21 protein-coding genes are annotated in these 25,742 nt (G+C 72.8%); 12 read left to right on the top strand and 9 right to left on the bottom strand.

Annotated features, from left to right (window positions below):
* The first annotated feature begins 289 nt into the window (after positions 1 to 289).
* Both ABZZ04_RS31135 and ABZZ04_RS31130 read left to right on the top strand, forming a co-directional pair.
* Complete coding sequence (locus ABZZ04_RS31135) at positions 290 to 1,411, top strand: ATP-binding protein (protein ID WP_356935572.1); 1,122 nt, start codon at positions 290 to 292, stop codon at positions 1,409 to 1,411.
* A complete protein-coding gene (locus ABZZ04_RS31130) occupies positions 1,399 to 2,049 on the top strand; it encodes a response regulator transcription factor (RefSeq protein ID WP_356935571.1) in 651 nt (216 codons plus the stop codon). The genes ABZZ04_RS31135 and ABZZ04_RS31130 overlap by 13 nt, the downstream gene beginning before the upstream one ends.
* 41 nt (positions 2,050 to 2,090) lie before the next feature.
* Here ABZZ04_RS31130 and ABZZ04_RS31125 read toward each other — a convergent pair whose 3' ends face one another.
* The 6 genes from ABZZ04_RS31125 to ABZZ04_RS31100 all read right to left on the bottom strand — a co-directional run bounded on the left by ABZZ04_RS31125 (position 2,091) and on the right by ABZZ04_RS31100 (position 9,930).
* Complete coding sequence (locus ABZZ04_RS31125) at positions 2,091 to 2,753, bottom strand: GNAT family protein (RefSeq protein WP_356935570.1); 663 nt, start codon at positions 2,751 to 2,753, stop codon at positions 2,091 to 2,093.
* Between the two features lie 56 nt (positions 2,754 to 2,809).
* Entirely contained in the window at positions 2,810 to 4,567 is a 1,758-nt protein-coding gene (locus tag ABZZ04_RS31120; RefSeq protein ID WP_356935569.1) for a CocE/NonD family hydrolase, read from the bottom strand.
* A 251-nt stretch (positions 4,568 to 4,818) separates the two neighbouring features.
* Positions 4,819 to 5,763 (bottom strand): LD-carboxypeptidase, encoded by a 945-nt coding sequence (locus tag ABZZ04_RS31115; RefSeq protein WP_356935568.1) that lies wholly within the window; start codon positions 5,761 to 5,763, stop codon positions 4,819 to 4,821.
* A complete protein-coding gene (locus tag ABZZ04_RS31110; RefSeq protein ID WP_356935567.1) occupies positions 5,760 to 7,739 on the bottom strand; it encodes a prolyl oligopeptidase family serine peptidase in 1,980 nt (659 codons plus the stop codon). Before ABZZ04_RS31110 ends, ABZZ04_RS31115 begins: the two co-directional genes overlap by 4 nt.
* A 21-nt stretch (positions 7,740 to 7,760) precedes the next feature.
* On the bottom strand, positions 7,761 to 9,104 hold the full coding sequence (locus tag ABZZ04_RS31105; RefSeq protein ID WP_356935566.1) for a M20/M25/M40 family metallo-hydrolase: 1,344 nt from the start codon (positions 9,102 to 9,104) through the stop codon (positions 7,761 to 7,763).
* A complete protein-coding gene (locus ABZZ04_RS31100) occupies positions 9,097 to 9,930 on the bottom strand; it encodes a M55 family metallopeptidase (RefSeq protein WP_356935565.1) in 834 nt (277 codons plus the stop codon). The genes ABZZ04_RS31105 and ABZZ04_RS31100 overlap by 8 nt, the downstream gene beginning before the upstream one ends.
* Positions 9,931 to 10,145: 215 nt before the next feature.
* On the opposite strand from ABZZ04_RS31100, the gene ABZZ04_RS31095 reads away from it, so the two are divergent.
* The 4 genes from ABZZ04_RS31095 to ABZZ04_RS31080 all read left to right on the top strand — a co-directional run bounded on the left by ABZZ04_RS31095 (position 10,146) and on the right by ABZZ04_RS31080 (position 14,094).
* On the top strand, positions 10,146 to 11,090 hold the full coding sequence (locus ABZZ04_RS31095; protein WP_356935564.1) for an ABC transporter ATP-binding protein: 945 nt from the start codon (positions 10,146 to 10,148) through the stop codon (positions 11,088 to 11,090).
* The gene (locus tag ABZZ04_RS31090) at positions 11,087 to 12,052 is read left to right on the top strand and encodes an ABC transporter permease subunit (protein ID WP_356935563.1); all 966 of its coding nucleotides are present in this window, start codon (positions 11,087 to 11,089) and stop codon (positions 12,050 to 12,052) included. The genes ABZZ04_RS31095 and ABZZ04_RS31090 overlap by 4 nt, the downstream gene beginning before the upstream one ends.
* Before the next feature lie 68 nt (positions 12,053 to 12,120).
* On the top strand, positions 12,121 to 12,516 hold the full coding sequence (locus ABZZ04_RS31085) for a GntR family transcriptional regulator (RefSeq protein WP_356935562.1): 396 nt from the start codon (positions 12,121 to 12,123) through the stop codon (positions 12,514 to 12,516).
* 111 nt (positions 12,517 to 12,627) lie between these two features.
* Complete coding sequence (locus ABZZ04_RS31080; RefSeq protein WP_356935561.1) at positions 12,628 to 14,094, top strand: hypothetical protein; 1,467 nt, start codon at positions 12,628 to 12,630, stop codon at positions 14,092 to 14,094.
* A gap of 117 nt (positions 14,095 to 14,211) precedes the next feature.
* Here ABZZ04_RS31080 and ABZZ04_RS31075 read toward each other — a convergent pair whose 3' ends face one another.
* Positions 14,212 to 16,716, bottom strand: coding sequence for an MFS transporter (locus tag ABZZ04_RS31075; RefSeq protein WP_356935560.1), 2,505 nt, complete (start codon positions 16,714 to 16,716; stop codon positions 14,212 to 14,214).
* Between the two features lie 187 nt (positions 16,717 to 16,903).
* Positions 16,904 to 17,350, bottom strand: coding sequence for an SRPBCC family protein (locus ABZZ04_RS31070; protein WP_356935559.1), 447 nt, complete (start codon positions 17,348 to 17,350; stop codon positions 16,904 to 16,906).
* A gap of 149 nt (positions 17,351 to 17,499) precedes the next feature.
* On the opposite strand from ABZZ04_RS31070, the gene ABZZ04_RS31065 reads away from it, so the two are divergent.
* From ABZZ04_RS31065 to ABZZ04_RS31055, 3 genes are all read left to right on the top strand, one after another.
* Entirely contained in the window at positions 17,500 to 18,534 is a 1,035-nt protein-coding gene (locus tag ABZZ04_RS31065) for an Rv2578c family radical SAM protein (protein ID WP_356935558.1), read from the top strand.
* Between the two features lie 161 nt (positions 18,535 to 18,695).
* Positions 18,696 to 20,300 carry an alpha/beta hydrolase gene (locus tag ABZZ04_RS31060; protein ID WP_356935557.1) on the top strand — a complete coding sequence of 535 codons (1,605 nt, stop codon included), beginning with the start codon at positions 18,696 to 18,698 and terminating at the stop codon, positions 20,298 to 20,300.
* A gap of 60 nt (positions 20,301 to 20,360) precedes the next feature.
* Complete coding sequence (locus tag ABZZ04_RS31055; RefSeq protein WP_356935556.1) at positions 20,361 to 20,930, top strand: GNAT family N-acetyltransferase; 570 nt, start codon at positions 20,361 to 20,363, stop codon at positions 20,928 to 20,930.
* A 16-nt stretch (positions 20,931 to 20,946) separates the two neighbouring features.
* Here ABZZ04_RS31055 and ABZZ04_RS31050 read toward each other — a convergent pair whose 3' ends face one another.
* Positions 20,947 to 21,528: an adenylosuccinate lyase gene (locus ABZZ04_RS31050; RefSeq protein ID WP_356935555.1), complete on the bottom strand. Its 582-nt coding sequence runs from the start codon at positions 21,526 to 21,528 to the stop codon at positions 20,947 to 20,949.
* 361 nt (positions 21,529 to 21,889) lie between these two features.
* Between ABZZ04_RS31050 and ABZZ04_RS31045 the strand changes: the two genes are divergently transcribed.
* The 3 genes from ABZZ04_RS31045 to ABZZ04_RS31035 all read left to right on the top strand — a co-directional run bounded on the left by ABZZ04_RS31045 (position 21,890) and on the right by ABZZ04_RS31035 (position 25,488).
* Positions 21,890 to 23,671 (top strand): 3-hydroxybutyryl-CoA dehydrogenase, encoded by a 1,782-nt coding sequence (locus tag ABZZ04_RS31045; RefSeq protein WP_356935554.1) that lies wholly within the window; start codon positions 21,890 to 21,892, stop codon positions 23,669 to 23,671.
* Positions 23,672 to 23,762: 91 nt separating this feature from the next.
* Complete coding sequence (locus ABZZ04_RS31040; protein ID WP_356935553.1) at positions 23,763 to 24,578, top strand: TetR family transcriptional regulator; 816 nt, start codon at positions 23,763 to 23,765, stop codon at positions 24,576 to 24,578.
* 115 nt (positions 24,579 to 24,693) lie between these two features.
* The gene (locus ABZZ04_RS31035) at positions 24,694 to 25,488 is read left to right on the top strand and encodes a GNAT family N-acetyltransferase (RefSeq protein ID WP_356935552.1); all 795 of its coding nucleotides are present in this window, start codon (positions 24,694 to 24,696) and stop codon (positions 25,486 to 25,488) included.
* Positions 25,489 to 25,742: the final 254 nt, after the last annotated feature.

The following is a 25,742-nucleotide window of genomic DNA, read 5'->3' as shown; positions in this document are numbered from 1 at the left end:
CCGGCGCGAGGGGTGCGGGGCGCGATCGGTCCGGTCCGGCCACCGGCCGGGAAGCGCTGTTCCTGAGAGGTCGCCCACATCACCTGATGAGGAGTCAACTACGGGAGTATCAGAGCTGATCGAGCAAAATGATCAGCTTTCTGCATTTCTCGGGGAGCACCCGCGCGGCCGCGCATATGGTGGCCGTGAGGCGCCCCCCGATCTCCATGGGTGACGTTAACGGTGCACCGAGGGACCGGTGTACCACCCGTTCTGGGGGGTTGCGGACAGCGAACGGGAAGGCATGTACATGGACGAAACCGGGCTCCACCGTGCACAGACCTCCATGGTTCTGGCCACGTCCCTCTACCGGGGCAGTCATCTCGTCGCCGGGATCGCCGGCGTCGTCCAGCACCAGTGGAATCGCCCGGTCCAGTGGCTGATCCTGGCCGCGGCCCTGTCCTCCAGTGCCGTGGTCCACACGACTGCCAGGCGGAAGGGACGGCTCGTCCCCCGGTTCGTCTGGATCGACGTGGCCGTGGTCGGCTGTCTGCTCCCGTTCTGCGCCTACTTATGGGGCGGGGCGCACACCCCCGCCTCGATCGCCTGGGTCATGCTGCTGGGCGGCTCCGCGGCGGCCATGGCGGCCGCCGCCTTCCCCATCCGGCTGGTCGTCGTCGCCACCGCGCTCCTGGTGGCGACGCACCTGGTCGGGTATCTGCTGGTCGGCGCCGACGCGGCCGTGACCGGGGGACATCTGAACGCCCTGGTCTTCTCGGCCGTCGTCTCCGGGGTGCTCTGGTGGTACTTCCGCAGGCAGGGCGCCCTCCTCGACGCCGCCAACGAGCGGGCCCTGGCCGCGGAGGCGCACCGTGCCAGGTACGCGGAGCGGATATCCCACCACCAGGCGCTGCACGACACGGTCCTCGCCACCCTGACCGCCATCTCCGGCGGCGGTGTCGACGCCAACACCCCCGAGATGCGGCGAAGATGCGCCCGCGAGGCGGCCTATCTGAGGAGGCTGGTCGAGCAGACGGACGACCAGGGGGCCGACTCGGAGCTCCTCGCCGCGCTGGAGGAGTCGGTACGGGCCGCGGAGGCGCTGGGACTGCGGGTGACCGCCCGGTACCACGAACCGCCCAGGGTGCCCGGCGACGTGGCCCTGCCCTTCGCCCGGGCCGTGACCGAGGCGCTGAACAACGTCCGCTGCCACGCGGGCACCGGCCACGCCTATCTGACGGTCACCGGGGACTCCGGCCGGCTGGTGGTCACCGTGGTCGACCGGGGGCGGGGCTTCGAACCCGGGAGCACCGGCGGGGGCCTCGGCCTCACCCGTTCCGTGCACGAGCGGATGCGCGGCATAGGGGGCCACGCGACCGTGGACAGCGCTCCCGGCGAGGGCGTGAGCGTGGAGCTGAGATGGCCGAGGTGATCACCGTCGCCGTGGTCGACGACGACCGGATGCTGCTCGACGGGATCCGGTCCTGGCTGACCGGGGTCCCGGGGCTGCGGCTCGTCGGCTGCGCCTGCACGGTGGACGAGCTGCTCGACGGGTGGCGGGAGCGGGCCGATGTCGTCCTGCTGGACCTCGTCCTGCGCGACGGACGTCCGTCCGCCGAGAACATCCGCCGGCTGCGGGAGGCCGGCAGCCGGGTGCTGATGATCAGTGTGGTGCCGGACCGCGACCGGATCGTCGCCGCCATCGCGGACGGCGCGGACGGCTACCTCACCAAGGACCACGACCTGTCCGTCCTCGTCGAGGCGATCGAGGAGGTCGCCGCCGGGGGCACCGCGCACTCCCCGGAACTGGCCTTCGCCTGGGCCTGCGACCAGGGAATCCGCCCGAAGCTCTCGCCGAAGGAGCGCGAGGTGCTCGTGGGCTACGCCTCCGGGCTCACCCTCAAGGCCACCGCCCGCCGGGCCGGGATCACCGCCAACACCGCGAAGTACTACCTGGACCGGGTCAAGGCCAAGTACCAGGACGCCGGACGGCCGACCTACACCAAGATCGATCTGGCCCTGCGGGTCCGGGAGGACGGCTGGATGCACCCCGGCATCCCCCCGACCTGAGCCCTCTCCCCCGGCCCGCCGTCCTCGATCGCCCCGTACGGCTACGGGTGCCGCGCCCCCGTCGGCGGATTCCCGGGGCTCCTCGGGGCGAGCATCTCGGCGGTGATCGCCCATCGTTCGTGGTCGCGCCAGGCCCCGTCGATGAGGAGGAAGTCGGGCGAGAACCCCTCCAGACGGAATCCGGCCCGGCGGACGAGGGCGATCGAGGCCGCGTTGCCGGGCTGGATGTTGGCTTCGAGGCGGTGCAGGCCGAGCGGCCCGAAGGCGTGCCGCAGGACCAGGTCCAGCCCTTCGCCCATCAGGCCGCGCCCCGCCGCGTGGGCGAAGGCGCCGTAGCCGAGCGCGCCGCAGCGGAACGCACCGGTGACGATGTTGTTGATGTTGATGAACCCGGCGATCCGGCCGACGGACCCGCCCGCGGCGTCCCCGGTGTCTTCAGCGTCTCCGGTGCCTTCGGCTTCTCCGGTGTCTCTCGCGCCTCCGGCGTCCTCGCGTTCGCAGACGAGGAAGCCCGCCCGGGCCGGGTCGTCGATCAGCCGGTCCGCGTAGGCGGCGTACGCGCGGGTGTCGACGGGCGGGAAGAGCCAGGGGTGGTGCAGGTCCCGGCTCTCCCTCGCCCGGTCGGTGAACTCTTCGGCATCCGCCCGGGTGAAGGGGCGGATCAGCACGCGGCGCCCCGCGGCCGGACAGTCGGTCTCGGACATCCGGCCACCCTAAGCGCTGTCCGCGGTCCTCGGCGCCTGGCGCCCCGCGGGCCGTCTCACTCCGCCCGGTCGCCGACCACCGGCAGTTCCAGCACGCCGGTGTCCTCGGGGGCGCTGACCACCGTGACCGGCTTGATCCCGCGGTTGCCCACGTACGCGGTGTCGCTCGCCGCGATCACGAACTCGAGCCGGTGGCCCGCCTCGTAGCGGTGGACGATGCCCGGCAGCCGCACGGTGAACGGGCGGGTGACGTCCGGTACCCGGACCGGGGCCACGAGCCGGTTGACCAGCGTCCTGCCGCCGTCCGGGGCCACGTCGTAGACCTTGGCGAACAGGACGAGCTTGTCGGCGGCGTCACCGCTGTTCTGCACCCGTTCCGCCTTCGGCGAGGCGACCTTCAGGGTGGCCTTCGGCGCGCCGACGACATCGAGGGCGGAGGGCAGCGGGGCACTGGTCCAGCCGAGGTAGGTGCCCTTGATGTCGTACGGCCGGGAGTCGGGCAGGCCCAGGAGTCCGGCGAGGGAGCTCTCCGAATGGCTGGTCGGGACGAGCCAGTTGGCGTACTGGCGGCTGCCCCGGGCGACCTCGGAACGCTCGTCGACGAGCTTGCCGTCGCCGGACAGGTACAGCTTCCGCGAGAGGGCCGGTACGGAGGACGCCGTGCCGTAGCCGCTCCGCCAGTCGCGGTAGTAGGCGAAGTCGGGTCCGGTGTCGGCGTTCCGGTTGTGCCGGAGGTAGCGGTCGAACCAGGCCAGGACGCGCTGTCCGACGTAACTGGTCTCCAGGTTTCCCTGCTTCAGGTCGAGTTCGCCGGGCGCCTGGCCACCGCTGTGTCCCCAGGCCTGCCAGATCATCTTGGCCGTGGTGCCCCGCGCCTTGAGGGCCTCGTACGTGGCGGTGGCCTCGTTCAGGTTGAACAGGCTGTCGGCCTGGCCCTGGACGAGGAGGGTGGGCGCCTTGACCCGGCTCAGGTAGTCGACGGGCGAGACGCTGCGCGCGTAGGCGAGCATCCTCGCCGTCCGGTCCGCGGGGTAGCGGCCGGAGTTGAGCAGTTGGACGGTGTCGCACGCCCGGGACGCGAAGTGCAGGCAGGTGAGGTTGTTGAACCGGGACGGGTCGAGGCTCGCGTTCAGTACCGTCTGCCCCTCCCCCATCAGGTAGAAGCCGTTGGTCCACTGCCACTTGAAGACACCGGCGGTGTCGGACGAGACGCCCTCCCGCGTGCCGGCGTTGTTCGGGGCGAGCGCGTAGGCCAGGTCGTTCCAGGTGACCAGCGGCACGAGGGCGTCGACGCGGCGGTCGACGGACGCGGTGGCCAGCTGGACGGCGCCGCCGTAGGAGCCGCCGATCATGCCGACCCTGGGGTCGCCGTCGCCGTCCCGGGTGACGAAGTCCGCCCGGGTGCCGTCGTCGGCGGCGCGGGTCCCGGCGAGGAAGTCGATCAGCGCGGTGGCCGACCGGCCGTCGACGGCCGGGTCGTCGAGGGTGATCAGGCAGCCCGACTTGCCGAATCCGAGCCCGGAGTAGACCAGGCCGACGTAGCCGCGGGAGGCCACCGCCCTGCCGATGGCGTCGGTCGTGCCGTCCGACTTGCTGCCGCCGAAGCCGTTGGTGGCGAGCACGGCGGGGGCCGGGTTCCGGGCGTCGGTCCCGGCGGGGCGGTACAGGTCGGCGTCGACGGTGCACGAGCGCCCGTCCACCCGTGTCGTGAACTTCAGCGGGGTGACGGTGTACGAGGCGGCCCCTTCGGCGCTCGCCGGTCCCGCCCCGGCGAGGAGGAGGGGCGCGACGAGTGCGGCCGAGGCCAGGTGCACGGCCGGCTTCCGGAACGGTGTCCGGTACCCGGACCGGGGGCGGGGAACAGCACGTGACACGAGGACCTCCACACCGAGAGCGCCTTACCGGCCGGTAAGGGCCGGGCGGCGCTCATGCTGTGACACGCGTCATAGTGCTGTCAACGTTCCGGACGGCGTTTCCTGAATGCTGCTCAACTTCTTCGCCGTTCGGCCCGGTTCGGTTCCGTTTCCTTGCCGTTGGAGGTCGTTTCCCCACCCTTCGGCGCTGTTCAGGCCAGGGCCGGCAGCTGCGCGGTGAGCGTGGCGGGGCCGCCGTCGGCCGGGGCGTCCAGCACGGCGGGCACGCCGAGCGGGATCGTGAGCGCCGTCGGTCCGTGCCCGAAGCCCAGTTCCTCGACGACGGGTACGCCCAGCGGGCCGAGCCGGTCCAGGAGGACGGCCCGCACCTCCTCGTACGGGCCGCAGCCCGCCCAGGAGCCGCAGGCCACCCCGGCCACCCCGGCCAGTGCCCCGGAGCGCAGCAGCTGGGTGAGGATGCGGTCGATGGAGTACGGGTCCTCGGTGGTGTCCTCGATCACCAGCAGGCCGTCCCGGGCGGAGGTCCGGGCGTGCGGCGTCCCGAGGTCGGCGGCGAGCAGGCTCACGCAGCCGCCGTACGTGATGCCCCGGGCGCGACCGGGCACCAGCGCCCCGGCGCCGGGCAGGCCGAGGGTCCGCACCGTCTCGGGCTCGAACAGGGTGGCCCGCAGGGACTCCTGGGTGTCCGGGTCCTTGAGGAAGGTGTCGGTGGCCGCCATCGGGCCGTGCAGCGTCACGATCCCCAGGTGCCGGGCGAACGCCTCGTGGAGCACGGTGATGTCGCTGTACCCGACGAACACCTTCGGTCCGGCGGCGCGCATCGCCGCCCAGTCGACCAGGTCGACCATCCGGTGCGCGCCGTACCCGCCGCGGGCGCAGATCACCGCGTCCACGGACGGGTCGCACCACGCCTCCTGGAGCCCCCTGGCGCGTGCCGCGTCCGCACCGCCCAGGTAGTCCAGCTCCGGGTGGACGTCGCGCACGTGGGGGGCCTCGACGGGTTCGAGGCCCCAGCCGCGCAGGACGTCGAGCCCGGCCTCCAGCCGCTCGACGGGCGCCGGCCCGCTCGGGGCCACGACGGCGACCCGTGCTCCGGGGCGCAGCCGGGCCGGGCGGGTCAGGGGGGCGAGGGTCACTTCTTGAGCTCCACCGTCGGTACGTCGGGGTGTTCGATGCCGAAGGTCTGGGCGTACAGGGAGAGTTCGGCCTCCAGGGCCCGGATCATGGTGTCGGCGCGCCGGAACCCGTGCCCCTCCCCCTCGAAGGCGAGGTAGGCGTGCGGGATGCCGCGTCCGTCGAGGGCGGCGAGGAAGCGTTCGCACTGGATGGGCGGGCAGATCGGGTCGTCGAGTCCCTGGAGCAGCACGAAGGGGGTGGCGAGCCGCTCGGTGCGGCTGATCGGCGACCGTTCGCGGTAGCGGTCGGGGACGTCGGCGAGCGGGCCCACCAGGGACTCCAGGTACTGCGACTCGAAGTCGTGGGTCTCGTCGGTCCCCCAGCCGGTCAGGTCGAGGATGGGGTAGATGATCGTCCCGCAGGCGTAGACGTCGGTGCCGGTCAGCGAGGCGGCGGTGGTCCAGCCGCCCGCGCTGCCGCCCCGGATGGCGAGCCGGTTCCGGTCGGCCGTGCCCTCGGCGGCCAGGGCCTCGGCGACGGCCGCGCAGTCCTCGACGTCGACGACGCCCCACTGTTCGCGCAGCCGGTTGCGGTAGGCCCTGCCGTAGCCGGTGGATCCACCGTAGTTCACCTCGGCGACGCCGATGCCGCGCGAGGTGAAGTAGGCGATCTCCAGGTCGAGCACGAGCGCGGCGTGTCCGGTGGGGCCGCCGTGCGCCCAGATCACGTAGGGCGGCAGTTCGCCCTCGGGGCCGGTCCGTTCGGGGTTGCGCGGCGGGTAGACGTGGGCGTGGATCTCGCGTCCGTCGGGACCGGTGAAGGTGCGCACCTCGGGGCGCGGGCAGTACGCGGGGTCGACGGCGTCCTCGTGCGGTGCGCCGATGACCCGGGTGCGGCCGGTCCTGGTGTCCAGTTCCACGACCTCGTACGCGCTGTACGGGCTCGCCGCGATGCCGACGACCCGGCTGCCGTGCACGGCGAGCGTCTCGGCCCATTCGGTCCAGGGTCCGACGACGTCGACGAGTTCGCCGCTCTGCGGGTCGAGGATGCCGAGCGTGGTGGCGCCCCTGCCGTGGATGGTGGCGATCAGGCCGTTCTCCAGGGGCTGGAACCAGCTGAGGCCGATCTTCCAGAGCGGTCCGGAGAACTCCTCCTCGCCGGGGCGGAGCGCGACCGCGCCCCGGTCCGGGTCGGCGCGGTAGAGGTTCCACCAGCCGCTGCGGTCGCCGGCGAACAGGAGCTGTCCGTCGGCGCCCCATTCGACCTGCGGCACCGATTCCTCGGGGCCGCCGCAGAAGCTGCGGGGGTCGGCGAAGGCACCGTCGTCGGTGACGTCCGCGAGCATCACCTCGGTGCCGTCCCACGGCATCCGCGGGTGGTCCCAGGCGATCCAGGCCACCCGCCGCCCGTCGGGCGAGAGCTTCGGGCCGGTGACGAACCGGTGGCCGTCGTCGGTGAGTTCGCGCACCGCCGACCGGTCGTCGGCAGCCGATCCGTCCAGCGGGACGGCGGCGATCACCCGGCGCAGATCGGTGGGGCCCTCACCGGTGAACTCCTCCAGGACGCACCAGACCTCGCCCCGGTCGAGGTGGATCTGCGGGTCGACCCAGCGCAGCCCGCCGCCGACGGCCGAGACCGGGGTGAGCGGCCGGGGCTCCTCGGAGCCGTCGGGGGCGTGGACGTACAGCCGCTGGTCGGCGAAGTGGACGAAGACGACCAGCGGGCCGCCCTCGGCGCGTTCGGCCCCGGCCCAGGGCCGGCCGCCGTACTCGATGACCCGGCTCCGTACGTTCCAGGGCGCGGGCAGCACGCAGTCGGTGTTCCCGTCGGCCCGGCGGCGGACCAGGGCGCGGCGGCCCGCCTCCGCGGGGCGCGGCTCCGTCCACCACACCTCCTCGCCGATGGTGCCGACGTACTCCGGGCGTCCGTCGCGCGAGGCGGCGAGCGCGGCGTCGATCGGCGACGGCCAGGTTCCGTGGGCCCCTGTGGGCAGCATGATCGTTTCCCCCTGTTGCGGTCAGGCCGTGCGCAGATAGTGGTCGAGGACGCGGACACCGAAGTGCAGGGCCTCCACGGGGACGCGTTCGTCGACACCGTGGAACAGCGCCTGGTAGTCGAAGCCGACGGGCAGCTTCAGCGGCGAGAAGCCGTAGCCGGTGATGCCGAGCCGGGAGAACTGCTTGGCGTCCGTGCCGCCCGACATGCAGTACGGCACGACGTGGCCGTCCGGGTCGAAGCGTTCGATCGCGGCGCGCAGCTTGGTGAAGGTCGGCGAGTCGACCGGGGCCTGCAGCGGCACCTCGCGGTGGTGGAACTCCCAGTCGACGTGGGGGCCGGTCAGCCGGTCCAGGGTGGTGCGGAACTCGTCCTCGCCGCCGGGGAGCATCCGGCCGTCGACGAAGGCGGTGGCGTGGCCGGGGATCACGTTGACCTTGTACCCGGCCTCCAGCATGGTCGGGTTGGAGCTGTTGCGGACGGTCGGCCGGACCAGGTCGGCGGCGGGGCCGAGCTTGTCGAGGAGTTCGTCGACGTCGAAGCCGGGGGCGTCCAGGTCGGGGTGGATGCCGTGCAGGGCGGCGATCTCGGTGAGCGCGGCCCGGACGGTGGGGGTGAGCCGGACCGGCCAGGTGTGCTCGCCGATCCGGGCGACGGCCGCGGCGAGCGCGCTGACGGCGTTGTTCCTGTTGACCTTGGAGCCGTGGCCCGCCTTGCCGTGCGCGGTGAGCTTCAGCCAGGCGGTGCCGCGCTCGCCCGCGGCGATCGGGTAGAGCGGCATGTCCGGTCCGGCGTGGAAGGTGAAGGCGCCGGATTCGCTGATGCCCTCGGTGCAGCCCTCGAAGAGCGCGGCGTGCCGGTCGGCGAGGAAGCCCGAGCCGTCGTCGGCGCTGGCCTCCTCGTCGGCGGTGTACGCGATGACGATGTCGCGGCGGGGCCGGACGCCGGTCCGCGCCCAGGCGCGGACCACGGCCAGGACCATCGCGTCCATGTTCTTCATGTCGATGGCGCCGCGCCCCCAGACCACCCCGTCGCGGACCTCGCCGGAGAAGGGGTGCACGGTCCAGTCGGCCGCCTCGGCCGGGACCACGTCGAGGTGGCCGTGGACGAGCAGGGCGTCGGCGGACGGGTCGGTGCCGGGGATCCGGGCCACCACGTTGGTGCGTCCGGGGGTGCGTTCCAGCAGGACGGGTTCCAGTCCGGCGTCGGCCAGCCGCTCCGCTACGTACTCGGCGGCCGGGCGTTCCCGGCATTCACCGTCGCCGCGGTTGGTGGTGTCGATCCGGATCAGTTCGGAGGTGAACGTCACCGATTCGTCGAGCGCCCGCTGGTCGACGCTGTCCGGGAGGGCGGTCGTCTCAGCCATATTGTTCCTCCACGGCGGACGACACGATCGTCGTCACCGCCTTGAACGTGCGGATTGCTTCGTACATCGTCGCGCTGGTGTAGGCGACGCGCCGCTCGCCGCTGGGCACCACGCCCGGGACGACGGTGGCCGCGCCCGCCAGGTGCTCGGCGTCGAACTCCAGCTCGATGGTGTGGGGGCCGCCCTCCACCGGGGTGTGGCGCACGGCGAGCGCGGCGGCCTCCTCGGCCGCCGCGCGGATGTCGGCGGCGGTACGGGCCGGGGTGCGGCAGACCGCGGCGTACCGCGACACGTAGTCCTTCACGGCGACCTTGCGCGCCCGCGGGGCGTAGCCCTCCGCGTCCACGCAGGTCAGATTGTCACCGGTGACGAGGACGACGGGGACGCCGTACTCGGCCACGACGTGCGCGTTGAGCAGTCCCTCGCTGGCCCGGGTGCCGTCGAGCCAGACGCCGGTGATGGAGTTCGCCAGGTAGGTGTGGGCGAGGACCCCCTCGGCGCCGGCCCCGGTGTGGTAGCCGATGAAGGCGATGGCGTCGATGTCGCCGTGCTGGACGCCCTCGACCATGGACAGGGACTTGTGCCGGCCGGTGAGCATCTCGACCCGGTCGTCGAGCCGTTCCAGCAGCAGGTTGCGCATGGACCAGTGGGCCTCGTTGACGAGTACCTCGTCGGCGCCGCCGTCGTAGAAGCCGAGGGCCGCCGCGTTCACGTCGGAGGTGAACATGGCGCGGCACCTCTCCCACTGGGGGCTGCCCGGCAGCACATCGGCGGGCCAGGTCACACCGGTGGCGCCTTCCATGTCCGCACTGATCAGGATCTTCATGCCGGGCCACGCTACGCGCCGGAGAACCGCCAGGCCAGAGCCCCGGACACGTTCAGAGGTCCAGTCCTCCGAAGGGAGCGAGACGCACACCCCGAACAGGTGCATCACGGACAACCGGGCCGGTCCGGGGCGCGGTCCATCTGGTCCGCCTTGACAGATTTTCCCGCCCCAGACCATGATTCCATTAATTGACTAATGGAATCGAGGCGAAGTGCATGGCAGACGCATTCACTCCGGGCACCACGTCCGGCGCGTGGGCGCTGGAGGTCCGCGGCCTGGGTAAGCGCTACCGGCGCGGCTGGGCGCTGCGGGACTGCTCGTTCCGGCTGCCGGCCGGACGGATCTGCGGTCTCGTCGGTCCCAACGGGGCCGGGAAGAGCACCCTGTTGAAGCTCGCTACCCGGCAGATCCAGCCGTCGGAGGGGCAGCTCCGGGTCTGCGGCGTGTCCGTGGACGATCCCGCGGTGCTGCCTCGGTTCGCCTTCCTCGGACAGGACAAGCCGCTGTTCAAGCGGTTCACCGTGGCGGAGACGCTGCGCATGGGCAGCGAGCTGAACCCCGGCTGGGACGCGGCCGCGGCGGAGCGGATCGTACGGTCCGGCCAGGTCCCGATGGACGCCCGCGTCGGCTCCCTCTCCGGCGGCCAGCGCACCCGTGTCGCCTTCGCGCTCGCCTTCGGCAAGCGGCCCGACCTGCTGCTGCTCGACGAGCCGATGTCGGACCTCGACCCGCTGGCCCGCCACGACATGAGCGCCCTGCTGATGTCGGAGGCCGTCGAGCGCGGCACCACCGTGCTGATGTCCTCCCACATGCTGTCCGAGCTGGAGGACATGTGCGACTACCTGCTCGTCCTCGCCGACGGCCGGATCCGGATGGCGGGTGACGCGGACGCCCTCGTCCCGGCCCACGCGCTGGTGACGGGGCTCGCGACGGACGGGGACCCGGCCGGTCTGCTGGCCCCGCACACGGTGATCGAGTCCCGGGTCCAGGGCAGGCAGTTCCGCGCGCTGGTGCGGCCGAACGGACCGCTGCCGAGCGACTGGGTGGTCGCCGAACCCAGCCTGGAGGAAGTGCTGCTGGCACACCTCCGCTCGCCGGACGCGCCCGCGCTGTTCACCCCCGGCGCCCGCATCGAGGACGAAGGGATCCACGCCGCATGAGCACCACCCCGACCGACACCCCGTACACCGGACGGGCGACCCGGCCCCGTCTGCTGCACGGACTGAACTGGCTCGTCGTACGGCAGCACCGGGCCGCGCTGCTCAGCCTGCTCGGCGCGACGGTCCTCGGCTCGATCTGGCTCGTGTACGAGCGCAGCCGGATGAAGGACTTCATGGAGTCCGCGGGCGCAGGGGGGATGCTGGAGAACTTCGACTCCGAGGGCGTGAACCTGGTCATCAGCGTGCTGGGGGCCCTGCCGCTGCTGCTCGCCGTCTTCATCGGCGCCCCGCTGATCGCGGGGGACCAGGAGCAGGGCACCGCACAGCTGGTCACCACCCAGTCCGTGTCGCGCCTGCGCTGGGTGGCGGCGAAGGTCGCCTGGGTCTACGGCGCGGCACTCGTTACCGGCGTGGTGCTGTCGGCGGTCTTCACCTGGTGGTGGAAGCCCGACCATTTGGTGTTCCCGTACGACTGGTCGAGCGGGTCGATCTTCGACAACACCGGTCCGGTGCTCCCCGCGCTCTGCCTCTTCCTGACCGCCGCCGGCATCACCATCGGCACGCTGGTGCGCCGGCTCCTGCCGGCCATGGCGACCACACTGTTCTTCTCCTGGGCCGCCGGAGTGTTCTGGGACGAGATGATCGTCAACCTCGCCCCGACCCGCACGCTCGTCTACCCGCTGAACGCGGACCTGCCCGCGCGGCTGGACAGTTCGCGCGAGGTGGACCGCTGGATCGGCTCCGCCGACGGGCAGCTCTACGGCTGGGGCCTGTGCGCCGAACCCACCGAGAAGGCGAGCAACGACTGCATCGAGAAGCACGGCATCGTCAACAATGTCCACGAGTACCTGGGCTTCGACCAGATGCCCGCCATGCAGTGGACCGGGGCGGGCATCCTGCTCGCGGGAACCGTCGTACTCACCGCGTTCGTCCTGTGGCGGGTGTCCCGTCGCCCGCTCTAGGGCGTCGCGGTCGTACAGGCCGTCGCGGTCGTACCGGCACGGCAGTCCAACGGGAGGTGAGGAAGGCAATGGTCGTGTTCCGCATCGACAGGCGCAGCGGGGTGGCGACGTACCTCCAGATCGTGCGTCAGGTCGAACAGGCGCTGCGCATGGGCGCGTTGGTGGAGGGTGACCGGTTGCCGACGGCCGCGCAGGTAGCGGCGGAGACCAAGGTCAATCCCAACACGACCCTCAAGGCCTACCGCGAGCTGGAGCGCGCGGGGCTGGCCGAGGTCCGGCAGGGGGCGGGCACCTTCATCACCCGCACCCTGGTCCCGGCCCAGGACGGCCCCACCGCCCCCCTGCACGCGTCGCTCGTCGAATGGCTGAACGAGGCACGGGCCCAGGGGCTCAGCGGCCAGGAGGTCGACGCCCTCTTCCGGTCGGCCTGCGCGACCGTGTACCCGGCGGAGACGGACCTCTGACGGAACGGGGACGGCTGCCGGCGGAGCCGCGTACCGGACGGGGCGGCGTCCGACGGGGCCACGTACCGGAACGGGACGGCGCCCGGCGGAGCCGCGTTAGGGTTCGGTCACATGACCGACCCCGTACTGGAACTGCTGCGCAGCCGTCCCGACCTGGCCGAACTGGCCGCTTTCCCCTTCAATTTCGACGTGGACCGGGCCCACCACGTCGAGGAGGTGCATCTGGCGTCCGGTGCGACGCTGGAGCCGATCGCCGGTGACGACACCGGTGGCACGTACTTCCTGAGCGGGGGAACGGCCGTGCTGCACGCGTCCTCCGACGGGTACGCCTCGCTGGTCGCCGACAGCGTCGGCGACGCGCTCCAGATGCTCGTCCGGCTGCCCTGGTGGTGCGAGGAACTCTCCGCCGGGATGGACGAGGAGGCCCTGCTCGACGCGGTGCGCCGGGCGGACGAGGAGGCCCGGGAGGAGTTCGCCCCCGAACTCGACGAGCAGCGTGCGGCGCTGATCAGCGGTCTGGGGCTGCCGGACCGGTCGCTGGCCGAACTCTTCGCGCTGTCGGAGTCGGCCACCCGGCGCACCGAGCCGGAGCACGTCCTGCTCAACTCCCAGGAGCTCTGCGCCTACCGACTGGAGGAGCCCTACCGGCAGTGCCTGCGCGACGTCGTCCTCGCCCCGGGGCGGGAGGCGCTGGAACTGATGCGCTGCGGCGACCCCGGTGTCCTGACGGAGACGGCCGCCGACCCGGTGCTGCGGGCGGGGGTGCTGCGGGCGGCGCACCACGACCGCCGCGCCGGGGACCTGCCGCTGCTGCGGGCCCTGCTGGAGCAGGAGGACTCCGCCCGGACCGAGTGGTACGAGGAGCGGTGGCGGGCCGCGGTGCTGGTGGCGTCGCACGGGCGGGACGAGGACGTCGCACTGCTGCGGTCGGCCACGGACGGGCAGGTCACCGACGGCGCCGGGGCCGTCGAGTGGGCCCGTGCCGCGGAGGCGGGGCGGGGCGGTCCCGGCGCGGCCCCGGAGGACGAGTTCACCTGGATCGAGCTCGCCCACCGCCAGGGCCGCGTCGAGCACGCCCGCATCGCGCTCATCCGCCTCCTGGACGACACCGGCCCGGACCCGGACCGGCTCCGGAGACTGAGCCGGGCGCTGGAGCGGATCGGCGACCACGCGCAGGCGGCCCGCGCCCAGTTCAACCTCCTCTCCCTCCAGGACACCGGGTGGGACCGGGCCTCGGAGGCGTACGTCCTCGCGCGTCTGGAACGTCTCAGGGGCGACCTCGCGGCTGCGGGCCGGGCGCTGGGGCGGGCGAGGGCGGCGGTCGGCGCCGACGGCACCGCGCCCGACGGGACCGTCGAGCAGTGGCACCGCCGGGGGCTCGGCCGGCTGGTCACGGAGCAGCACCTGGAGCTGACGCTCGCGGCCGTCGAGGCGGGCGACACGGAACTCGCGCGCACGACGGCGGCACACGCCCGGCTCCTGCTGGACACGATCGCCGCGGAGTCGGCGAAAAAGCTCAGCGAACTGTCCACCCGGGCGAAATGGGCGGTGGCGGCCCTGCGCCCGCACGACGGCTGACGGCATCGCGCGCCACGCGGTGGCCGACGGCGCGGCTCCTGCACGGCGACGGACCCCGGACACACGGCGGGGCCGGCCGGTGGTTCCACCGGCCGGCCCCGCGTTCGTGCCGTGCCCTCAGTCCTCGTGCCCGAGTTGGAGGTCCCGTTCGGTGCGCCCGCCGCCCGCCACCTGGAGGACGGTGGCCACCGGCGGATATCCGGCGGCGATCACGGTGTACTCGCCGGTGGACAGGTCCACGAACCGGAACGCGCCGTCGGGCCCGGTGGTGAGGGTGTCGACCACGTTGCCCGCCGCGTCCAGGAGCGTGACCCGGGCGTCCTCGACGGGCCGGCCGCCGCTCGCCCGCACGATGCCGCGGAGCACCGCGCCGCCGGCGAGCTCGATGTCCTGCCGGGTCTCCCGGGCCGCCTGCACGCTCACCGGCAGCGCGGCGGGCCGGAAGGCGGGGGCGCTGGCGGCGAGGGTGTACTCGCCGGCCACCAGCTCCGTGATGACGTAGCCGCCCTCGCGTCCGCTGCGGGTGGAGGCGACCACCTCGCCGCGCACGTCGGTGAGGGTGACGGCGGCGTCGCGCACCGGGATGCCGTCGGCGGTGAGGACTGCCCCGGCCAGGCGCCCCGCCCCGCCGAGCACCACGTCGAGTTCCACCGGCCGTTCGCCCGCGGTGACGCTGACGGCCTGCGGCTGGTGTCCGCCGGCCGCGGCGATGAGGACGTACGAGCCGGCGCCGGGCACGCTCAGCGCGTACCGCCCGTCGTCGCCGCTCGCGCCCCGGCCGACCTGCTGTCCCTGGACGTCGATGAGGGTGAGGGCGGCGCGCGGGACCTTTGTGCCGTCGGGGTGCTGGACGCTGCCGCACACCGGCACGCCCGACAGGTACACGGGCGGCGTGGCGGTGGCCCGGGCGGCCGGGACGGTCACGGTCACGGACCCGATGGCGGCCCGGGGGTCGGTCTCGGTGGTGGTCTCGACGGCGCTTTCGGGGCTGTGGTGGGACACCAGCGGTTTCTCCTTGAGGAAGAAGGCGAGGAACAGGCCGAGTGCGAGCACCGGCACGAGGTAGAGGAAGATCCGTGGCATCGCGTCGGCGTACGCCTGGATGTAGCCGTCCCGCAGCGCGGGTTCCATCGAGTGGACCAGCTGCGGGGTGATCGACTCGGGGTCGGGCAGGTCGGCGCCGGCCGGCAGGCGCACGGCGAGCGCGTCCGCGAGGCGGCCCGCGAAGAGCGTCCCGAAGACGGCGGCGCCGACGCTTCCGCCGATCTGCCGGAAGTAGTTGTTGGCGCTGGTCGCGGTGCCGAGGTCGGCGGGGGCGACGGAGTTCTGCACGGCGAGCACGAGCACCGGCATGACCAGTCCGATCCCGATGCCGAGCACGGCCTGCGCGATGCCGTGCTCCAGGCCCGAGGTGTCGGTCCCCAGCCGGGAGAGCAGCCACATCCCGACCGTCGAGACCGCGCTGCCGACGATCGGGTGGGCGCGGTAGCGGCCGGTGCGCGAGATCATCTGGCCGGAGACGACGGACGCGACGACGATGCCGCCCATCATCGGGAGCATCAGCAGTCCGGACTCGGTGGCCGTGGCCCCGTCGACCATCTGGAGGAAGGTCGGCAGATAGCTGGCGGCGCCGAACAGCGCGACCCCGACGACCGCGCCGACCAGCGCGGTGACGTTGAAGATCGAGTCGCGGAACAGCCGCAGCGGGATGACCGGTTCGACGGCCCGGTGCTCGACGAGCAGGAAGAGCAGGGTCGTTGCGACGGCTCCGGCGCCGAGCCCCAGGATGGTGCCCGATCCCCACGCGTACTCCGTGCCGCCCCAACTGGTCAGGAGCACCAGGCAGGTGGAGGCGGCGGCGAGCAGCAGCGAGCCGAGGACGTCGAGGCGGGGCCGGACGGCGGGCCGGGGAAGTTTCAGCACGACGGTGATGACGGCGAGGGTGACCAGGCCGAACGGGACGTTGATGTAGAAGCACCAGCGCCAGGAGGCGTGGTCGGTGAAGAAGCCGCCGAGCAGCGGGCCCGCCACGGAGGCGAGGCCGAACGCCGCGCCGATGAGGCCCATGAACCGGCCGCGTTCCCGGGGCGGGACGACGTCCGCGATGATCGCCTGGACGCCGATCATCAGACCGCCGCCGCCGATGCCCTGGACGGCGCGGAAGGCGATCAGTTCGTCCATGGTGCGCGACCAGCCGGCCAGTGCGGAGCCGATGACGAAGACCACGATCGCGAACTGGAAGACGCCCTTGCGGCCGAAGAGGTCGCCGAGCTTGCCGTAGAGGGGCAGTCCGATGGTGGAGGCGAGCAGGTAGGCGGTGACGGCCCAGGACATCTTCTCCAGGCCGTGCAGTTCACCGACGATCTTCGGCAGCGCGGTGGCGACGATCATCTGGTCGAGCGCCGCGAGCAGCAGCGTGAGCATCAGCCCGAGGAAGACGAGCCGGATGCGGCGGGGGCTGATCTCCGGTGCGGCGGGCGGGGCGGGGGCGCTCCCCTTCCCGGTGCCGTTCCCCTCCGTCGCGGTGCGCGGCGGTGGAGGGGCGGAGGGTGGTGCGGTCGCCGTGCCGGCGGTCCCCGTACCGTCCGGCTCCTCCTCCAGCAGAGTGATCCCACCCACCACGTGCCGCTCCCCTCGTCGCGTCTGCGCCGCCCTTTTCTCGCATCGCGCGAGAAGCGAGGGCAAACGCGACGGGGGGAGCCGACGGCGCACTCAGGGGGTTTAACCCCCGGTGGGAGCCACTACGGCGTACGACCGGCGCGGTGGGAAAACCACTCGATACGGTGAGGCCGGTCAACGTCGTACCGGGTTACTTCTTCTCCACCTCGGCGGCGAGGTTCTGGAGCAGTTCGTCGTAGATCCGCCCGAGCCCCTTGGGGGCGAAGGTCTTCTCGAAGAATCCGCCGATGCCGCCGGCGCCGGTCCACACGGTCGAGACGACCGCCTTCGACTTCCCCTCGCCGGCCGGGGTGACCGTCCAGGTGGTGACCATCGAGGAGTTGCGGTCCTTCTCGACGAGCTGACCATCCGTGGGCTCGGTGACCTCCAGCAGGCAGTCGCGCACCCGCTTGCTGGTGGCCTGGAGCTTCCAGTGGACGAGGGTGCCCTCGCCGTCGCCGCCCTCGCGCACCTCGTACTCGCTGAACTGTCCGGGCAGCACCTTGCCCCGGACCTGCTCGTAGTCGGCCAGGGCGTCGAACACCGTCTCCGCGTCCGCCGCGATGACTCGTTCCGTGGTGGCCTCGACCTGCGCCATGCCTGTTCCTCCAGCACTCGGTTGTTCGGGGGCGTGATGAGCCAACCACCTTCGGCACGCCGCTCAAAATCCGGCCCGGGACGAAGGGGAGAAAACGATCATGGGAACAAGTGTTCTATTCTCTGCCCAGTACTACCGAGGAGGCGTCCATGCGCTGGGACAGTCCGGCCGAGCGGCCCGGGACGGCCGGGAACGGCGCGCTCTTCGCCGCGGACGCGGTGACCACGCGCACCTTCGACGCCCCCGGGCTCCGGGGCGTCACCTTCCACGAGGTCCGGACCCGTTCGGTCGTGGACCGGGTGCCGGGCGCGTCGCGGATGCCGTTCGAATGGACCGTCAATCCGTACCGGGGCTGCTCGCACGCCTGTGTCTACTGCTTCGCGCGCAAGGCCCACAGCCGTCTCGACCTCGACACCGGCCTCGGCTTCGACTCGCAGATCGTCGTCAAGGTCAACGCCCCGGAGCTGCTGCGCGACCACCTCTCCTCCGGCCGCTGGCACGGGGCGCACATCGCGATGGGCACGAACGTCGACTGCTACCAGCCCGCGGAGGGCCGGTACCGGTTGATGCCCGGCATCCTCGCGGCCCTGCGCGACCATGCGAACCCGTTCTCCATCCTGACCAAGGGAACGCTGATCCTGCGCGATCTGGAGCTGCTGCGGCAGGCGTCCGAGGTCACCGACGTCGGCGTCTGCGTCTCGGTCGGCTTCGTCGACGACGGGCTGTGGCGCGCCCTGGAGCCCGGCACGCCGTCCCCCCTGCACCGTCTGGACGCCGTCCGCGCCCTGAGCCGGGCCGGCATCGGCTGCGACGTGCTGATGGCGCCTGTCGTCCCGTTCCTCGGCGACCATCCGGACCAGCTGCGGGCCACGGTACGGGCGATCGCCGCCGCCGGGGCGACCTCGGTGACGCCGCTCGTCCTGCATCTGCGGCCCGGCGCGCGGGAGTGGTACATGCGCCGGCTCGCCCAGCACCACCCGCACCTGGTGCGGCGGTACGAGCGGCTGTACGCCGAGGGCCCCTACGCGCCCAGGTGGTACCAGCGGCGCGTCACCCGCCACGTCCACGAGCTGGCGGCCGAGTTCGGCATCGGCCCCTCGTACCGGGGCACGGACCGGGGGCTGCCCCTGCGGAGGGACCGGCGCCCGCCGCTCGACGCCCCCGTCCCGCCCGCCCCGCTCTGAACCCGCCCCGGTCCGCCGGGACCACCGCCCGGCACGATGGGGCCCGAGCGGGCAAACGGGTCAACTCTCGGCCCGAACGGTCCTTCCGGGCACGAATGCGGGGAGCATGCGGCGGGGGCTGCGCCCCGCGCAGTCGTGTTTTCCCCGTCACGGGAGGCCATATGACGAAACGTCCAGGAATTCTGCTCGCCGTCGGTGCGACCGTCGCCGGTCTGGTGACCGCGGCACCGGCCGCGGCGACCGCCGGCACCGCGGCCCCGCCCGGCGCCGCCGGGCTCACGTGGACCGACTGCGGCACCGAGTCGTATCCGCGGTTGCAGTGCTCATCGGTCAGCACTCCGCTCGACCATGACGATCCGTCGGGCCGGCGGATCACCCTCGCCCTGTCCCGGATCCCGCACACCGCGAAGACCTTCCAGGGTCCGCTGCTCGTCAATCCGGGCGGCCCCGGGGGCAGCGGCCTGTCGATGGCCGGTTTCGTGGCGTCCTCGCTGCCGGAGTCGCTCGCCGCGCAGTACGACGTGATCGGGTTCGACCCGCGCGGCGTCGGCAGGAGCAGGCCGGCCCTGGACTGCGTACCGAAGTACTTCGATCCGGTGCGGCCGGTCTCGACGCCGGACGCGCCCGGGATCGAGCGGGCCAACCGGAACCGGGCCCGCGCCTTCGCCGAGGCGTGCGGACGCAAGTACCCCGATCTGCTGCCGTACATGGACACCGTCAGCGCCGCCAAGGACCTCGACGTGATCCGGCGGGCCCTCGGCTCCCGGCAGCTCAACTACTTCGGCTACTCGTACGGCACCTACCTCGGCGCGGTGTACGGCAAGCTGCACCCGGACCGGGTGCGGCGCATGGTGCTCGACTCGAACGTCGACCCGGACGGCGTCTGGTACGACGACAACATCGCCCAGAACCACGCCTTCGACGCCCGCCACAAGGCGTTCGCCGCCTGGGTCGCGAAGCACGACGCCACGTACCGGCTGGGCACGGACCCGGCGGAGGTGGAGCGCGCCTGGTACGCCATGCGCGACGCCGTCCGGGCGCGGCCCGCCGGCGGGAAGGTCGGCGCGAGCGAGCTGGAGGACACCTTCCTGCCGGGCGGCTACTACAACGGGTACTGGCCCCGGCTGGCCGACGCGTTCGCCCGGTACGTGCACGACCACGACCAGGACGCGCTCGTGAAGGCGTACGAGCGGTTCGGCGCGCTCGACGCGGAGGGCGACAACGGGTACTCGGTCTACTCGGCCGTGCAGTGCCGCGACGCCCGGTGGCCCCGGCCGTGGAACACCTGGCGCAACGACAGCCGACGGGTGCACGCCAAGGCCCCCTTCTTCACCTGGAACAACACCTGGTACAACGCCCCCTGCGCCGACTGGCCGGTGGAGCCGCTCAACCCGGTGCGGGTCTCCAACCGCGCCCTGCCGCCGGTGCTGCTCTTCCAGGCGACCGACGACGCGGCCACCCCGTACGAGGGCGGGATCACCCTGCACCGCAGACTGCACGGCTCCAGCCTGGTCGTCGAGCAGGGCGGCGGGAACCACGGCATCACGCTGAGCGGCAACGACTGCCTCGACGAGCACCTCGTGGCCTACCTCGCCGACGGCACCGTGCCGCGCGGCAGGGGCAGCCGGGCCGACGCGGACGCGATCTGCGCCGCGTCCCCCGAGCCGCGCCCGCTGACCGGCGAGGCGGCGGCGAAGTCGGCGCGGCGGACGGGTTCCGGCAGCAGGGGCGCCACCCTGCACGGGCTGCTCGGCCGCCGCGGCTGACCGGTCCGCACCGCGGACCCGGGTACGGGCCGTCCCGGCGCCTGCGCCAGGATGGCCCGTATGACCGCACCGGCCACGCCCGCCCCGGAGCCCGCGACACGAGTACGGGACATGACCGTCGACGACTGCGAGGCGGTCTCGCACCTGCGGGTGCGCGGCTGGCGGGCCGCGTACGCGGGGCTGGTGCCGCAGTCGTACCTGGACGACATGGACCTCGCCGTCGCCGAGGACGTGGAGCGCCGACGCTCGTCCTTCACCGGGGGCCTCACCGTCGTGAACGTGGTGGCCGAGCGGCCGGGGCACGGCGTGATCGGCTGGGCCTGCTACGGCCCGTACCGCGAGAACGGCAGGCCGCTCGCGCGGGGCGAGCTGTACGCGCTCTACGTGACGCCCGAGCTGGTCGGGACCGGGGCGGGCCGCGCGCTGATGGCGGAGGTGCTCGACCGCGCCACCGCCGAGGGCTTCCCCGACCTGGCACTTTGGGTGCTGAGGGAGAACACCCCGGCCCGCCGCTTCTACGAGCGCGCGGGCTTTCGGCCCGACGGCGCCGAGGAGTCCTTCGAGGCGGACGGCGTGCTCGTGCCCGAGGTGCGCTACGTGCGCGCCCTCGGCGGGACCGCCGAGGGCTGAGAAGGCCGGCGCTCCCTCATGCCGCGTCCAGCCTGCCGAGCGCGTCCCGGGCGGCGGCGCCCAGCCTCGGGTGCGTCAGCGCCGCCCCCAGGAGCGGGCGGGCCCGCCCGTCCCCCAGCAGCCCGAGTCCCTCCACGCAGGCGAGCGCGACCCGCCAGTGCGGATCGCCGGGGTCCAGCAGCCGTTCCAGGGTGCTCATCAGCGCGGGCACCGATTCCGGGGCCCGCAGGGCGGTGAGCAGCCGCACCGGGTGCAGGGCGTACGCGGTGCGCAGGGAGTTGGTCGCGAGGGCGGCGGCGGCCCGGGGGGTGCGGGGGTCGCCGAGGAGCACCAGGGCGTGGGCGGCGGACACACAGCGTTCCGGATCGCGGTGGTTGAGCAGCAGGACCAGCGCCTCGAAGGCCCGCCGGTCGCCGCCGCAGCCGAGCCGGAACGCGGCGATCTCTCGGGCCCAGAGCGGGCGTTCGCGCTCCACCAGGACGCGGGCCAGCTCCTCCTCGTCGTCGGTGGCGAGGAGGAGCCGGCAGGCCGCCGACTCCCCCGCCGCGCCCGCCTCGTCCGCAAGCCGGTCCGCCAGGGACCGGAACTCCTCGTCCATGACTCTCAGCGTATCGGCGGGGACCGTGCGTATCGAGGCCCGGGACGGATATGACGTGGCCCACAGCGAAAGGGGGCTGGCGCGCTCGTTACCCGGAAGTTAATCTCATGTGAGCGGGACACACTCCCCGCCTGCTCCGGTGGCCTGGTGACGCAGCCACCCGGAGTGCTTGTCGGTTCGGCAGCTTTGCGAGACGCGACTTTGGGACAGAGTCCGTCGCCCCTTCCGGGTCCGGGTACGCCCACGGCGCCCCGGCCCGAGTACCACGACACGCAGTTCCAGCACGTGTCGCGCCCGTTCTTCTCCGCCGGCGCGTGCCGTGCCCTCCTCACAGTCGTCACTCATTCTCTGGAGTCCCGTGATGGACACCCCGCTCAGCACCATTGCCGTCGTCGGTCTCGGCACCATGGGCACCGGCATCGCCGAGGTCCTGGCCCGCGCCGGCCACGAGGTCATCGGCATCGACATCAGCGACGAGGCCGCCGCCCGCGCCGTCGCCTCCCTGGAGTCCTCGACCGCCCGCGCCGTGGAGCGCGGACGGATCACCGAGGAGGAACGGGGCGACGTGCTCGCCCGGTTCCGCACCTTCGACGGCCTCCGGGCCGCCGCGGAGGCGGAGCTGGTCATCGAGGTCGTTCCCGAGTCGTACGAGATCAAGCAGCAGGTCTTCCGGGAGCTCGACGGGATCGTCTCCCCCACCGCGATCCTGGCCACCGGCACCAACGCCCTCTCGGTGACCCGGCTGGCCGCCGAGTCGCTGCGCCCCGAGCGCGTGCTCGGTCTGCACTTCTTCAACCCGGCGCCCGCGATGAAGCTGGTCGAGGTGGTCTCCTCGGTGCTGACGGCGCCGCCGGCCGTCGAGGTGGTCACCGCGCTCGCCCGCAGCCTGGGCAAGGAGCCGGTGGCGGTCGGCGACCGGCCCGGCTTCGTCGCCGACGGGCTGCTGTTCGGCTACCTCAACCAGGCCGCCGCGATGTACGAGGCCAACTACGCCTCCCGCGAGGACATCGACGCGGCGATGCGGCTCGGCTGCGGCCTGCCGATGGGTCCGCTCGCCCTGCTCGACCTGATCGGGATCGACACCGCCCGCACCGTCCTGGAGGCGATGTACGCCGAGTCGCGCGACCGGCTGCACGCCCCGGCGCCGGTGCTCAGGCAGCTGAGCGACGCGGGGCTGACCGGCCGCAAGGCGGGCCGCGGCTTCTACACGTACGAGTCGCCCGGCAGCCAGACCGTGGTGCCGGACGCGCCGACCCCGCGGGAGGGCGCCGCCGCGACGGCCGGGCGCACGGTGCGCTCGGTGGGGGTCGCCGGTTCCGGGACGATGGCCTCGGGGATCGCCGAGGTGTTCGCCAAGGCCGGTTACGACGTGGTCCTGGCCGCGCGCGGCCAGGAGAAGGCGGACGCGGCGAAGGCCCGGATCGCCAAGTCGCTGGAGCGTTCCGTCGCCAAGGGGCGGCTGACGGCCGGGGCGCGGGACGAGGCGCTCGGCCGGATCGCCGCGGCCGGGTCGCTGGACGCCTTCGCCGACGTCGACCTCGCGGTGGAGGCCGTCGCCGAGGACCTGGCGGTCAAGCAGCAGCTGTTCCGGACCATGGACAAGGTGTGCAGGCCGGGGGCGGTCCTGGCCACCACCACCTCGTCGCTGCCGGTCGTGGCCATCGCCCGGGCCACCTCGCGGCCGCAGGACGTGATCGGGATGCACTTCTTCAACCCGGCGCCCGCGATGAAGCTGGTCGAGGTGGTCCGTACGGTGCTCACCGCCGACGACGTCCACGCCACCGTCCGCGAGGTCTGCGTCGAGGTCCGCAAGCACCCGGTGGACTGCGGCGACCGGGCCGGTTTCATCGTCAACGCGCTGCTGTTCCCGTACCTCAACAACGCGATCAAGATGGTCGAGGAGCACTACGCGAGCCTCGACGACATCGACGCCGCGATGAAGCTGGGCGGCGGCTACCCGATGGGCCCGTTCGAGCTGCTGGACGTGGTCGGCCTCGACGTCTCGCTGGCCATCGAGAAGGTGCTGCACAACGAGTTCCGCGACCCGGGCCTGGCCCCGGCGCCGCTGCTCGAACACCTGGTGGCCGCCGGCTGCCTCGGCCGCAAGACGGGGCGCGGCTTCCGCGAACATGCCCGCCGCTGAGCGGGGATCCGGGTGGGGAGGGCTGCTCGATCCCTCGGGCGGTCCTCCCCCACGGGCACACTCCCCGGGCCCGATGCAGTACGTTCACACCATGTCCCAGCCCGCCCGGTCCTCCCGTGCCTCCGCCGCGTCCGACGCCCAGGAAAGTGCCGCAGGCACTCGCGCCGCCGCCCAACGGCTCAAAATGCGGCGTGAATTGGCCGCCGCGGCCATGGAACTCTTCGCCACGAAGGGCTACGAGGCGACGACGGTCGACGAGATCGCCGGCGCCGCGGGAGTCGCCCGGCGCACCTTCTTCCGGCACTTCCGCTCCAAGGAAGAGGCGATCTTCCCGGACCACGACGACACCCTCGTCAGGGCCGAGGCCGTCCTCAACGCCGCACCGGCGCACGAGCACCCCCTCGACACCGTCTGCCGCGGCATCAAGGAAGTCATGAAGATGTACGCGGCGAAGCCCGCGGTCTCCGTGGCCCGCTACAAGCTGACCCGCGAGGTCCCCACCCTGCGCGAGGCCGAGATCGCCTCGGTGGCCCGCTACGAGCGGCTCTTCACGCGTTATCTGCTGGGCCATTTCGACGAGCGCGACCACCAGGTCGGCAACGACGACCCGTTGCTGGCGGAGGTCGCGGCGTCCGCCGTCGTCACCGCGCACAACCACGTGCTGCGCCGCTGGCTGCGGGCGGGCGGCGAGGGCGACGTGGAGGCCCAGCTCGACCACGCCTTCGCGATCGTCCGCGACACCTTCGGCACCGGCATCGGCGCGGGCCGGATCGCCGGCACCGAACCGGCGAAGCAGCCGGCCGCCTCGGTGACGTCCCACGACGAGGTGCTGGTCGCGGTGGCCCGCACCGACGCCCCGCTGGACGAAGTGATGCGCACCATCCAGCAGGCGCTCCGGGACCGCTGAGGTCCCGCGGACGGCCCGCGGACGGGGGCGTGCCCGGGGCCGGGCACGCCCCCGTCCGTCGTCATCGCGCCGAAACCCTGTTGCCGCACCCCCGTGCCGGTGCTGTGGTGGGCGGATGACTCATGATCGCGAGACACTGCTGGCCCTGTTCGACCGGGAGATGCGCGAGCACGCCCGCCCCGACGGTCCCGGCGTCGAGGTGGAGCGCACCGGCGACGTCGTGCGCCAGGTCGGCGGCGCCGAGGACTGGAACGGGATCGTCTGGTCGTCCCCGGGGCTGGACCCCGCCCGGACGGACGAGGTGATCGCGGCCCAGGTGGCGCGCTACGCGGAGCTCGGGTGCGACGGGTTCGAGTGGAAGCTGTACGCGCACGACCGGCCGGCCGAACTGGCGCGGCGCCTCCTGGCGGCCGGCTTCGAGGCGGAGGAGCCGGAGACCCTGCTGGTCGCCCCGGTGGCGGAGCTGTCGACGGCGGTGGAGCCGCCCGAGGGCATCCGGTTGCGCACCGTGCGCGACGTGGCCGACGCGGAGCTGCTGGTCCGCACCCACGAGCGGGCCTTCGGGGAGGAGCTGCCGCACCTGCGCCACCAGGTGCTGAGCCGGCTCGAACAGGATCCGGAGCACTTCGTCGGGGTGCTCGCCATGGCGGGCGACGAGGCGGTGAGCTCGGCCCGGATGGAGCTGTACCCGGGCACGGGCTTCGCGGGGCTCTGGGGCGGCGGCACGGTCGGGGAATGGCGCGGGCGGGGCGTCTACCGGGCCCTGGTCGCGCTCCGAGCCCGGATCGCGGCGGAGCGGGGGTACCAGCACCTCCAGGTCGACGCCTCCGACATGAGCGCCCCGATCCTCCGGCGGCTCGGGTTCGTGGCCCTGAGCATCACGACGCCCTACGTGTACCGGTCGCGCTGATCGATCATTCGCGGTCCTTTACGGGGCATACCTCGGCGAAACACCCCGCACAACGCTCATCGGTGCCCGGCGGGTGACAAGTGAGAGAAATTGTTGGCACGCAGTGCCTTGCCAGGTGTCACGGAGTGCCATACGTTGAAGGTGTCCGGGCGGCCGGCGTGCTGGGATCTCACGCACGTCGGCTGTCCCCGCAAGCGATGTGCCTGCGCGCCCGGACGCCTGCGTCACAGGCGAACCCCTTCCGCTCCACAGAG

Origin of the sequence: Streptomyces sp. NPDC006435 (assembly GCF_040612315.1) — a bacterium.
In the GTDB taxonomy this organism is placed as follows: domain Bacteria; phylum Actinomycetota; class Actinomycetes; order Streptomycetales; family Streptomycetaceae; genus Streptomyces.
The sequence above is the reverse complement of the archived record's forward strand: the minus strand, read 5'-3'. Positions and strand labels throughout refer to the sequence as shown.

Bases quoted from the DNA above. Each gene is read 5' to 3' on its own strand.
- ABZZ04_RS31135 (WP_356935572.1), top strand. From the start codon at position 290: ATGGACGAAACCGGGCTCCACCGTGCACAGACCTCCATGGTTCTGGCC.
- ABZZ04_RS31130 (WP_356935571.1), top strand. From the start codon at position 1,399: ATGGCCGAGGTGATCACCGTCGCCGTGGTCGACGACGACCGGATGCTG.
- ABZZ04_RS31125 (WP_356935570.1), bottom strand. From the start codon at position 2,753: ATGTCCGAGACCGACTGTCCGGCCGCGGGGCGCCGCGTGCTGATCCGC.
- ABZZ04_RS31110 (WP_356935567.1), bottom strand. From the start codon at position 7,739: ATGCTGCCCACAGGGGCCCACGGAACCTGGCCGTCGCCGATCGACGCC.
- ABZZ04_RS31105 (WP_356935566.1), bottom strand. From the start codon at position 9,104: ATGGCTGAGACGACCGCCCTCCCGGACAGCGTCGACCAGCGGGCGCTC.
- ABZZ04_RS31100 (WP_356935565.1), bottom strand. From the start codon at position 9,930: ATGAAGATCCTGATCAGTGCGGACATGGAAGGCGCCACCGGTGTGACC.
- ABZZ04_RS31095 (WP_356935564.1), top strand. From the start codon at position 10,146: ATGGCAGACGCATTCACTCCGGGCACCACGTCCGGCGCGTGGGCGCTG.
- ABZZ04_RS31090 (WP_356935563.1), top strand. From the start codon at position 11,087: ATGAGCACCACCCCGACCGACACCCCGTACACCGGACGGGCGACCCGG.
- ABZZ04_RS31085 (WP_356935562.1), top strand. From the start codon at position 12,121: ATGGTCGTGTTCCGCATCGACAGGCGCAGCGGGGTGGCGACGTACCTC.
- ABZZ04_RS31080 (WP_356935561.1), top strand. From the start codon at position 12,628: ATGACCGACCCCGTACTGGAACTGCTGCGCAGCCGTCCCGACCTGGCC.
- ABZZ04_RS31070 (WP_356935559.1), bottom strand. From the start codon at position 17,350: ATGGCGCAGGTCGAGGCCACCACGGAACGAGTCATCGCGGCGGACGCG.
- ABZZ04_RS31065 (WP_356935558.1), top strand. From the start codon at position 17,500: ATGCGCTGGGACAGTCCGGCCGAGCGGCCCGGGACGGCCGGGAACGGC.
- ABZZ04_RS31060 (WP_356935557.1), top strand. From the start codon at position 18,696: ATGACGAAACGTCCAGGAATTCTGCTCGCCGTCGGTGCGACCGTCGCC.
- ABZZ04_RS31055 (WP_356935556.1), top strand. From the start codon at position 20,361: ATGACCGCACCGGCCACGCCCGCCCCGGAGCCCGCGACACGAGTACGG.
- ABZZ04_RS31050 (WP_356935555.1), bottom strand. From the start codon at position 21,528: ATGGACGAGGAGTTCCGGTCCCTGGCGGACCGGCTTGCGGACGAGGCG.
- ABZZ04_RS31045 (WP_356935554.1), top strand. From the start codon at position 21,890: ATGGACACCCCGCTCAGCACCATTGCCGTCGTCGGTCTCGGCACCATG.
- ABZZ04_RS31040 (WP_356935553.1), top strand. From the start codon at position 23,763: ATGTCCCAGCCCGCCCGGTCCTCCCGTGCCTCCGCCGCGTCCGACGCC.
- ABZZ04_RS31035 (WP_356935552.1), top strand. From the start codon at position 24,694: ATGACTCATGATCGCGAGACACTGCTGGCCCTGTTCGACCGGGAGATG.